1 protein-coding gene (only partly in view) is annotated in these 12,286 nt (G+C 64.2%); it reads left to right on the forward strand.

The genetic code is table 11. The features are described from left to right. Positions 1-120: 120 nt before the first annotated feature. Positions 121-12,286: the 5' portion of a non-ribosomal peptide synthetase gene (locus AC3WRD_RS20635; protein ID WP_102650859.1), read on the forward strand. 4,103 nt of this gene lie beyond the right edge of the window; 12,166 of the gene's 16,269 nt are visible here — the first part of the coding sequence; it begins with the start codon at positions 121-123; its stop codon lies off the right edge, out of view.

Below are 12,286 nucleotides of genomic sequence, written 5' to 3' on the forward strand. Positions count from 1 at the left end.
GTCCCCGCTTCCCATGTCAGACACCCAAGCCCCGATGTTTTAGCTTTTCCGGGCTGCGCGTGGCCGCACGGATTCGCCGCTGCGCGCTCCTTTTTCCCGAATTTACAGCAGGTTACCCCCATGCAATTTCGCGAGCTGATGGCTGTTATTTCCACCCATGCGATCCGCCTTCAACAGGACGATGAAGACCTGGTCATTCTGGGCAACGACGACGCGCTGGACGACGCGTTGTGGGACAGCCTCGCCAAGCACAAGGCGCAATTGCTGGAACTGGTGGCGAGCCACGGCGGCGACTGGTCGAGCCCGGCGCTGCGCATCATCCCGGACATGCTGCCGCTGGTGAAACTGGATCAGCCGGCCATCGACCGCATCGTCGCCACCGTGCCGGGTGGCGTGGCGAATGTGCAGGACATCTATCCGCTGGCGCCGCTGCAGGAAGGCATGCTGTATCTGCACCTCGCGGCCGGCGAAGGTGATCTGTATGTGCAACAGGCGCAGTTCACCTTCGACAATCACCAGCGCCTCGACGCATTTGCCCAGGCGTTGCAATGGGTGATCGACCGTCACGACATTCTGCGTACCTCGTTTGTCTGGGAACGCCTGGACGAGCCGGTGCAAGTGGTCTGGCGCCAGGCACCGCTGGTCTGCGAAGAGGTGCAGCTCGACACCTCCACGGATGTGTTCAGCCAGTTGCAGGCGCGCTACGACGCCCGTCACTTGCGCCTCGATCTGCAACAGGCGCCGCTGCTGCGACTGGTGTACGCGCGGGATCCGGCGCAGGGACGGATCGTCGCGCTGCTGCTGTTCCATCACATGATCATCGACCACGTTGCACTGGACGTGGTGCGCCGGGAAATCCAGGCCTGGCTGCAAGGGCAGACTGAGCTCGTGGCGCCGGCGGTGCCGTTTCGCAATCACTTGGCGCGGGCGCGCATGGCCCTCGATGAACAGGCCCACGAGACGTTCTTCCGCGAGATGCTCGGCGATATCGACGAACCGACATTGCCGTGGGGCCTGCAGGATGTTCACGGCGGCGGACAGGATTTCGAAGACGCACAGCTCAGACTCTCTGACGATTTGAACCTGCGACTGCGCACGCAAGCGCGGCAACTCGGCGTGAGCGTGGCGAGCCTGATGCACCTGGCGCTGGCGCGGGTGTTGGGCCAGTTGTCCGGGCGCACCTCGGTGGTGTTCGGCACCGTGTTGCTGGGGCGGATGGAGGCGGGCGACGGCGGCGAGCAGGCGTTGGGCATGTTCATCAACACCTTGCCGCTGCGGGTCGATGTCGGCGCACAAAGCGTCTACGACGGCGTGCACGCCACGCATCGACGGCTGAGCGCCTTGCTTGCCCACGAACAGGCGTCGCTGGCATTGGCCCAGCGTTGCAGCGCGTTGAGCGCGCAGACACCGTTGTTCAGCGCCATGCTCAATTACCGTCACAGTGCTGTCGGTGATGTCGCCGAGGTGATCGAACTGGCCCCCGGCGTCCAGGTCCTGAGTGGCAAGGAACCGACCAACTACCCGCTGACCTTGAGCGTCGATGATCTGGGCAGTGGTTTCCGGTTGTCCGCCATCGCCCCGACCGGCATTGGCGCCGAACGCGTCTGCGGCTATGTGCAAACCGCACTCGACGCCTTGCTGGACGCTCTGGAACAGTCGCCCGAGACGCTGATCAACCAGTTGCCGATTTTGCCGGAGCAGGAGCGTCAGCAATTGCTGGTGGGCTTCAATGACAGCCGCGTCGAGTTCGATCTGGAACAGACCGTTCATGGCCTGTTCGAGGCTCAGATCGAGCGCACGCGGCAAGCCATTGCGTTGCAGGCCGATGAGCTGTCACTGACGTACTTTGAGCTTAATGCGCGGGCCAATCGCCTGGCTCACCGATTGCGTGAGCTGGGTGTCGGGCCGGACACGCCGGTGGCGATCTGCGTCGAACGCGGGTCTGAACTGGTGATCGGCCTGCTGGGCATTCTCAAGGCCGGTGGCGCTTACGTGCCGCTGGATCCGGCCTACCCGGCGGAACGTTTGAACTACATGCTCAAGGACAGCGCCCCGGTGGCGGTGCTGGCGCACGGCGCGACCCGGGCGATGTTCGAGGCGGGCGGCGTGCCGTTGCTCGATTTCGATCAGGATCACTGGCAGGACTACCCCGATCACAATCCTCAGGTGCCGGGCCTGAACGCTTCGAACCTGGCCTACGTGATCTACACCTCGGGTTCCACCGGCACGCCGAAAGGGGTGATGGTCGAGCACCGTGGCCTGGGCAATCTGCTTCATTGGAGTTCGCAGGTGTGCCCGCCCGTGGCGGACGGCGCCCTGTTGCAGAAAACCCCTTACAGTTTCGACGCTTCGGTCTGGGAGCTGTTCTGGCCGCTGACGGCTGGCCTGCGCCTGGTGCTGGCGCGTCCCGATGCGCACTTCGAACCGGCGTATCTGACGCAAGTGGTACGCGAGCAGCGCATCAGCGTGATCCAGTTCGTCCCGGCGTTGCTGCAACAGTTCCTCGACGTAGAAGACGTCAGTCAGTGCACCAGCCTTACGGATGTTTTCTGTGGCGGCGGCGAGCTGACGCCAGCGTTGGCCCGCCAGGTCCGCGAGCGTCTACCGCAGGTTCGCTTGCACAACGTCTACGGCCCGACCGAAACCACGGTCGACAGCACGGTGTGGACGCTGGAGCCGTCGATGCCCGTGCCGGAAGCGCTGTTGCCCATCGGCCGACCGGTCAGCAACACCCGTTTGTACATTCTCGACGAACAACGGCAACCGCTGCCGATGGGCGTGGCCGGTGAGCTGTACATCGGCGGCGTGCAGGTGGCGCGCGGCTACTTGAACCTTGCATCGCTCACCGCCGAGCGTTTCCTCGACGATCCGTTCAGCGATCAACCGAATGCGCGGCTGTACCGCACCGGCGACCTGTGCCGCTATCGGGCGGATGGCAACCTTGAATACCTCGGTCGCAACGACGATCAGGTAAAGATTCGCGGCTTGCGTATCGAGCTCGGGGAAATCCAGGCACGACTGATTCAACTCGACACCGTGCTCGCCGCCGAAGTGCTGGTGCGCGAAGACGTGGCCGGCGATCCACGGCTGGTGGCGTACTACACCGGTGAGCCGCTGGACATCGGCGAACTGCGCGGCCATTTGCTGGAGCAGTTGCCGGATTACATGGTGCCGACGGCGTTCGTCCATCTCGACGCCATGCCCCTGAGCCCCAACGGCAAACTCGACCGCAAGGCCATGCCGGCCCCGGATCAGAGCGGCCAGTTGCTGCGCGGGTATGAGGCGCCTGTAGGTGATGTGGAGTGTCGCATCGCCGAGATCTGGCAGACCTTGCTGAATGTCGAGCAGGTCGGGCGCCATGACAATTTCTTTGAACTGGGCGGCCATTCTCTGTTGGCCGTGAAGCTGGTCGAGCGCATGCGCCAGCAGGAGTTGAGCTGCGATGTGCGGGTACTGTTCGGCCGGCCAACCGTGGCGGGGCTGGCGGCAACCCTGGGCGCGTCGTCCAGTGTTCAAGTGCCGGTCAATCGCATCAACCCTGACTGCCAATACATCACGCCAGACCTGCTGCCCCTGGCCTCACTCGATCAGGCCGGCATCGACCGGATCGTGGAAAGTGTCCCCGGTGGCGTCGCCAACGTGCAGGACATCTATGCGCTGGCGCTGTTGCAGGCGGGGATTCTGTATCACCACATGGCCGCGACTGCGGGCGATCCTTACGTGTTGCAGGCGCAATTCGTGTTTGACGGGATCAAGTCAGTCAAGGCCTTTGTGCGCGCCGTCAACGTGGTGATCGCGCGCCACGACATCCTGCGTTCCAGCGTGGTCTGGGAAGGCCTCGAAGAGCCGGTGCAAGTGGTCTGGCGGGCGGCGCCACTGGCGCTTGAGCGAGTCGATGCCGACCCGCAGGACGGCGACGTGCTGCAACAGATGCAGGCGCGTTTCGACCCGCGTCACTATCGTCTGAACCTGGGCCGCGCACCGATGATGCGCTTTGCCTACACCGAGGACCCGCAGCAACAACGTTGGGTCGGCATCCTGCTGATGCACCACCTGATGCTCGATCACACCGCGCTGGAAGTGCTGGTGACCGAGATGAACAGCGTGCTGCACGGTCACGCCGCCGAACTGGCGACCCCGGTGCAGTACCGCAACTATGTCGCGCAGGCACGGCTTGGCGCGGATGCCGAGGCGCACGAAGGGTTTTTCCGCGACATGCTCGGCGACATCGATGAGCCGACCCTGGCGTTCGGCGTGCAGGACGTGCATGGCGACGGCAGCACGGTGGTCGACAGCCAGCTCACGCTGGACACCGCGCTGGCCTTGCGTCTGCGCGAGCAGGCACGCCGGCTCGGCATCAGCGTGGCGAGTCTGGCGCACCAGGCCTGGGCGCAGGTCCTGGCGCAGCTTAGTGGCCGGGATGAGGTGGTGTTCGGCACGGTACTGCTGGGCCGGATGCAGGGCGGCGAGGGCGCCGACCGGGCGTTGGGACTGTTCATCAACACCTTGCCGCTGCGCGTCAGCGTGACCGCCACGGCGGTACGCGACAGCGTGCTCGCCACCCATGAACGGCTGGCGCAGTTGCTCGCGCATGAACAAGCGTCACTGGCGCTGGCCCAGCGTTGCAGCGGGGTTTCGGGGGCGTTGCCGCTGTTCGGCACGTTGCTCAACTATCGCCACAGCGCACCGCAGGCTGCCGGCTTGACCCTGGACGGCATTGAATTGCTCAGCTCCCGCGAGCGCAGCAACTATCCGCTGGTGGTCAGCGTCGATGACCTTGGCGAAGGCTTGCGTCTGAGTGTGCAAGCGGTGTCGGGTATCGATGGTGCGCGGGTCTGCGAGTACATCAACATTGCCTTCGACAGTCTGGTGCAGGCGCTGGAGCAGACGCCGCAACTGGGTGTTGATCAGTTGTCGATTCTGCCGCCGGATGAGCGTCGGGAGTTGCTGGTCGGTTTCAATGACACCCAGCGGGATTACCCGTCGGGTTCGACGGTTCATGGTCTGTTCGAGCAGCAAGTGAAACTGCATCCGCAAGCCGTGGCGGCGGTTCATGGACACACCGCGTTGACTTATGAAGGGCTGAATCAACGGGCCAACCGACTGGCCCACCATCTGATCGGGCAGGGCGTACAGCCGGGCGACCATGTGGCGATCTTGCTGCCGCGTTCGCTGGAGTTGTTGGTCGCGCAACTGGCCATCGGCAAATGCGCGGCGGCTTATGTGCCGCTGGACATCAACGCACCGGCCGAGCGTCAGGCGTTCATGGTTGAAGACTGCAGGGCGAAAGCGCTGCTGACCTTCAGCACTGAAACGATTGATTACGCAGTGCGCCGAATCGATCTGGATGCGCTGGATCTAGGCGCGCAACCGGTCTACAACCCGGATCTGTCGCAGTCTTCCGAATCCGTGGCCTACATCATGTACACCTCCGGTTCCACCGGCACGCCGAAGGGTGTGATGGTGCCGCACCGGGCGATCGGTCGACTGGTGATCAACAACGGTTATGCCGATTTCAACCCACAGGATCGCGTGGCGTTCGCCTCCAACCCGGCGTTCGACGCCAGCACCATGGACGTCTGGGGGCCGCTGCTCAACGGCGGGCGAGTGGTGGTCATTGATCACGTGACCTTGCTTGATCCGCACGCATTCGGACAGGAATTGGCGACTTCGGGCGCCACGATCCTGTTCGTCACCACCGCGCTGTTCAACCAGTATGTGCAGCTGATTCCCGAGGCGCTGAAGGGGCTGCGCATCGTGCTCTGCGGTGGCGAACGCGCCGACCCGGCCGCCTTCCGCCGCTTGCTGGCCGAGGCGCCGGATCTGCGCATCGTTCACTGCTACGGCCCGACCGAAACCACCACCTATGCCACGACGTTTGAAGTGCGCGAAGTGGCAGAAGATGCCGACAGCGTGCCAATTGGCGGCCCGATCTCCAACACTCAAGTCTATGTACTCGATGCCCGCCAGCAACCCGTGCCGATGGGCGTCACCGGCGAGTTGTACATCGGCGGGCAAGGCGTGGCGTTGGGTTACCTCAATCGCCCGGACCTGACCGCCGAAAAATTCCTGCAAGACCCGTTCAGCGAGCAACCGGGCGCGTTGCTGTACCGCACTGGCGACCTCGCACGCTGGCTCGCACCGGGGCAACTGGAGTGCATCGGTCGTAACGACGATCAGGTGAAAATCCGTGGTTTCCGCATCGAACTGGGGGAAATCGAAAACCGCCTGCTGAACTGCGAAGGGGTTAAAGAGGCCATCGTGCTGGCCCGTCAGGATGGTCAGGAACCGTTGCGTCTGGTCGCCTACTTCACGGCCGAAGAGGGCGTGGACAGCGCCAGCTTGCGCGAACAATTGCAAGCGCGCCTGCCGGAATACATGGTGCCCTCGGCCTGGGTACAACTCGACGCCTTGCCGCTGAACAACAACGGCAAGGTCGACCGCAAAGCCTTGCCGCTGCCGGATCAGAGCGCCTGGCTCAGCCAGGCATACGAAGCCCCGCAAGGCCCGGTGGAAACCGCGCTGGCGCAGATCTGGGCCGATGTCCTGAAGCTGGAAAAGGTCGGTCGCCACGACAACTTCTTCGAACTGGGCGGCCATTCATTGCTGGCGGTGAGCCTGATCGAGCGCCTGCGCCGGATCGGCCTGGGCACCGATGTGCGCGTGCTGTTCAGTCAACCAACCCTGGCAGCATTGGCAGCGGCGGTGGGCAGCGGACGCGAAATCGAAGTGCCGACCAATCGCATTCCTGCTGATTGCACCCACATCACCCCGGACCTGCTGAGCCTGACCGAGCTGGATCAGGCCAGCATCGACCGGATCGTCGCCACCGTACCGGGCGGTGCTGCCAATGTGCAGGAAATCTACCCGCTGGCGCCGTTGCAGGAAGGCATCCTTTATCACCACTTGAGTGCTGAGCAGGGCGACCCGTACCTGCTGCAATCGCGGCTGGCCTTCGACAGTGTCGAGCGTCTGCGCACCTTCACCGACACCTTGCAGCAGGTCGTCGCCCGCCACGACATCCTGCGTACCAGTGTTGTCCACGAAGGCCTGGCGATTCCTCATCAAGTGGTGTGGCGCCACGCCGAACTGGTGGTGCAACACGTAACGCTGGACCCGGTGCAGGGCGACATTCTCGAACAGTTGCACGAGCGCTTCGATGCCCGTCACTACCGCCTCGACATCAGCCAGGCACCGCTGCTGCGCATGGTGTATGCCGAGGATCCGAAACAGCAGCGCGTGGTGGCGATCCTGCTGTCCCATCACCTGATCCTCGATCACACCGCGCTGGAAGTGATCGTCGAAGAAATGCGCGATGTGATGTTCGGTGAGATCGACCACCTTTCGGCGCCGATCCCCTATCGCAACTACGTCGCCCAGGCACGCCTGGGGCTCGGCGAGCAGGAGCACGAAACGTTCTTCCGCGAGATGCTCGGTGATATCGACGAGCCGACGCTGCCGCTAGGACTGCGGGATGTGCAGGGTGATGGTCACGGCGTCGAGGAAGCGCTGCAACCGGTGGCTGCCGAACTCAACGGGCGCCTGCGTGAACAGGCGCGGCAACTGGGCGTGAGCGCGGCCAGCCTGATGCACCTGGCCTGGGCGCAAGTGCTGGGTGTGCTGTCGAACCGGCGCGATGTGGTGTTCGGCACGGTGATGATGGGACGGATGCAGGGTGGCGACGGTGCCGACCGGGCGCTGGGGGTGTTCATCAACACCTTGCCGCTGCGCATCGATGTCGGCGCCAGCGCGCGCGACGGGGTCAAGGCGACTCACGCACGACTGACTGCGTTGCTCGGGCATGAACACGCCTCGCTGGCCCTGGCCCAGCGTTGCAGTGGTGTCGCGGCGTCGTCGCCGTTGTTCAGTGCCTTGTTCAACTACCGTCACAGTGCCCCCGCGCAACAGTCGCAGCACGGGCAGGGTATCTGGGAAGGTGTGCAGAAACTTGGCGGTGAAGAACGCACCAACTACCCGTTGACCCTGAGCGTGGACGATCTGGGCGAAGGGTTTGCCTTGTCGGTTCTGGCGGTCAGCCAGATCGGCGCGCAACGGATTTGCAGTTACATGTACACCGCACTGGAGCAACTGGTGCAGGCACTGGAACAGACGCCGCAAAAGCCGCTGAACCGTTTGCCGATCCTTTCGACCGCGGAACTGGAACGTCTGGTCGACGGCTTCAATCCTCCGGTCACGGCCTATCCCCGTGGCGCAACGATTCACGCAATGGTCGAGGTTCAGGCCGAGCGCAATCCGCATACCCTTGCCGTGATTCAAGGTGCGCAACAGCTGACCTACGGTCAGCTCAATCAGCGCGCCAACCAACTGGCCCATCATTTGATCGGCCTCGGCGTGCAACCGGACGACCGCGTTGCGCTCTGCGTGCGTCGCGGCCCGCAAATGCTGGTCGGGATGCTGGCGATTCTCAAGGCCGGCGCCGGTTATGTACCGGTGGATCCGGCGCATCCGGTGGAACGCATCGCCTACCTGTTGCAAGACAGCGATCCGGTGGCCGTGCTCGCACAGGCTTCGACCCGGGAGCTGCTGGGCATGATGCCGGTGATCGATCTGGACAGCGACGCCTGGCAACACCTGCCCGACAGCAACCCGAAACTGCCGTACCTGACTCCGGCGCACCTGGCCTACGTGATCTACACCTCGGGCTCCACTGGCCAGCCAAAAGGGGTGATGGTCGAACACGCCACCCTGGAAAACCTCGTGCACTGGCACGCCGAAGCTTTTGACCTACACGCCGGCAGCCACACCGCCAGCGTTGCCGGGTTCGGTTTCGATGCAATGGCCTGGGAAGTCTGGCCGGCGCTGTGCGTCGGCGCGACCCTGCACCTGCCGCCGGAATCGGTGAGCAACGAGCATCTGGACGAACTGCTCGACTGGTGGCGGGCTCAGCCGTTGCAAGTCAGCTTCCTGCCGACTCCGGTGGCCGAATACGCCTTCAGTCGCGAGCTGCAACACCCGACCCTGCGCACCTTGCTGATCGGTGGTGACAAACTGCGTCAGTTCAACCGTGCGCAAACCTTCGCAGTGATCAACAACTACGGCCCGACCGAGGCCACGGTGGTCGCGACGTCCGGCCCGGTGGAAGTCGGCCAGCCGCTGCACATCGGCCGGCCGATGGCCAACGCTCGCATCTATCTGCTTGATGACCAGCAACGTCCGGTGCCGGTGGGCGTGACGGGCGAGTTGTATGTGGCCGGCGCCGGTGTGGCGCGGGGTTACCTGAACCGTCCCGATCTGACCGCCGAACGCTTTCTCGCCGACCCGTTCAGCGACCAGCCGCAGGCACGGATGTACCGTACCGGTGACCTCGCACGCTGGTTGGCGGACGGCAACATCGAATACCTGGGCCGCAACGACGATCAGGTAAAACTGCGCGGCGTACGGGTTGAGCTGGGGGAAATCGAAGCGGCGCTGGCCAGTCATCCGGCGGTGCAGGACGCGGTGGCGCTGGTGCGCGACGAGCAGTTGCTGGTGTGGTTCACCGAGCGTGCGCCGGCCGAGATCGAAGCCCTGCGCAATCATCTGCAAACGCTTCTGCCGCAAGCCTTGATCCCGGCGGCTTACGTGCGACTCGACGCCTTGCCGCTGACCACCAACGGCAAACTCGACCGCAAGGCCTTGCCGGAACCGGATCAGAACGCCTGGCTCAGTCGTGAATACGAAGCCCCGCAAGGCCCGGTGGAGACTGCGTTGGCGCAGATCTGGGCCGATGTCCTGAAGCTGGAAAAAGTCGGTCGCCACGACAACTTCTTCGAACTGGGCGGCCATTCGCTGCTGGCGGTGAGCCTGATCGAACGCCAGCGCCAGATCGGCCTGAACACCGATGTGCGCGTGCTGTTCAGCCAGCCAACGCTGGCTGCACTGGCCGAAGCGGTAGGCAGCGGTCGCGAAATCGAAGTGCCGGCCAACCGCATTCCTGCTGATTGCACCCACATCACCCCGGACCTGCTGAGCCTGGCCGAACTGGATCAGCCGAGCATCGACCGGATCGTTGCCACGGTGCCCGGCGGCGCTGCCAACGTGCAGGACATTTATCCGCTGGCGCCTTTGCAGGAAGGCATTCTTTATCACCACTTGAGCGCCGAACAGGGTGACCCGTACCTGCTGCAATCGCGGCTGGCCTTCGACAGCGTCGAGCGGATCGAGAGCTTCGCGGCAGCGCTGCGTCAGGTCATGGCACGCCACGACATCCTGCGCACGGCGGTGATCTGGCAGGAACTGGCCGAACCGATGCAAGTGGTGTGGCGTCAGGTTGAGCTGCCGGTGCAGGAGATCGTGCTCGATCCGGCGGTTGGCGACATCCTCGAGCAGTTGCACGGTCGTTTCGATGCCCGTCACTACCGCCTCGACATCAGTCAGGCACCCTTGCTGCGTCTGGTGTATGCCCGTGATCCGGCTCACGACCGGGTGGTCGCGATGTTGCTGTTCCACCATGTCGTGATGGATCACACCGCGCTGGACGTGGTGCAGCACGAAATGCTCGCCTGCCTGCAAGGGCGCGAAGCCTCGCTGGGCGCGGCCGTGCCTTACCGTAACTACGTGGCGCAGGCGCGGCTGGGTGTCAGCGAGCAGGAGCACGAAGCGTTCTTCCGCGACATGCTCGGCGACATCGACGAGCCGACCCTGCCGTTCGGCTTGCAGGATGTACAAGGTGACGGTCGCGACATCGAGGAAACGCAACAGGCCCTGACCGCCGCCACCGGTCAGCGTTTGCGCAGCCTCGCGCGGCAACTGGGCATCAGCGTGGCCAGCCTGTTCCACCTCGCGTGGGCGCAGGTGCTGGCGGCGACGTCCGGGCAGGAGCGCGTGGTGTTCGGCACGGTGCTGATGGGCCGGATGCAGGGCGGCGAGGGGGCTGACCGGGCGTTGGGGATGTTCATCAACACCTTGCCGCTGCGGGTCGATCTGGGGGCAACCCCGGTGCGCGAAGGGGCTCGGGCGACACATGCGCGGCTCAGCGCGCTGCTCGGTCATGAACACGCTTCGCTAGCGCTGGCCCAGCGTTGCAGCGGCGTGGGCGCGCCGTCACCGCTGTTCAGTTCGATGCTCAACTACCGCCACAGCGCCGACGAGGCGCAACAGCAAAACGTGCGTCAGGCCTGGCAAGGCATCGAGACCCTGAGCAGTGAAGAACGCACCAACTATCCGCTGAGCCTGGGCGTCGATGATCTGGGCAACGGTTTCGTGCTCACTGCCATGACCCCGGCGAACATCGGTTCACAGCGGATCTGCGACTACATGCAGACCGCGCTGGAGAAACTGGCGGATGCCCTGGAACAAGCCCCGGTTCAGCCGCTGAACCGCTTGCCGATCCTTGACGGCGCAGAGCGTCAGCAGGTGCTGTACGACCTCAACGTCACCGGCACCGCAGACGATCTGGAGCAAACCGTTCACGCACTCTTCGAAGCGCAAGTACAACGCACGCCACATGCCATCGCGTTGCAGGCCGGTGAACAGCGGCTGACCTACGCCGAACTCAACGCACAGGCCAACCGTCTGGCCCATCACCTGCGCGAACTGGGCGTGGGGCCGGATGCGCGGGTGGCGATCTGCGTCGAGCGCGGGCTGGAACTGATGGTCGGTCTGCTCGGCATCCTCAAGGCCGGCGGCGCCTATGTGCCGCTGGACCCGGCGTACCCGGCGGAGCGTCTGGATTACATGCTCAAGGACAGCGCGCCGGTGGCCGTGCTGGTCCATGGGGCGACTCGTGAGTTGCTGGGCGAGAGCACTGCGCTGGTGATCGATCTGGATCAGGATCACTGGAAGTTCAACCCGGATGACAACCCGCAAGTGCCGGGCCTGAGCGCTTCGAACCTGGCCTACGTGATCTACACCTCCGGTTCGACCGGTGCGCCGAAGGGCGTGATGGTCGAGCATCGCGGCGTGGGCAATCTGTTGCACTGGAGTTCGCAACTGTGTCCTGCCGTTACGGACGGCGCCTTGTTGCAGAAAACCCCGTTCAGTTTCGATGCCTCGGTCTGGGAGCTGTTCTGGCCATTGAGCGCCGGGCTGCGTTTGGTGCTGGCGCGTCCTGACGGGCACCGCGAGCCGGCGTATCTGGCGCAGGTGATTCGCGAGCAGCGGATCAGCGTGATCCAGTTCGTGCCGGTGTTGCTGCAACAGTTCCTCGAGCAGGACGACGTCAGCCAGTGCAGAAGCCTCACCGATGTGTTCTGTGGCGGCGGCGACCTGACCCCGGCGCTGGCGCGTCTGGTGCGTGAGCGATTGCCGCAGGTGCGTTTGCACAACGTTTACGGCCCGACCGAGG

Source organism: Pseudomonas sp. FW215-R2 (assembly GCF_058789255.1).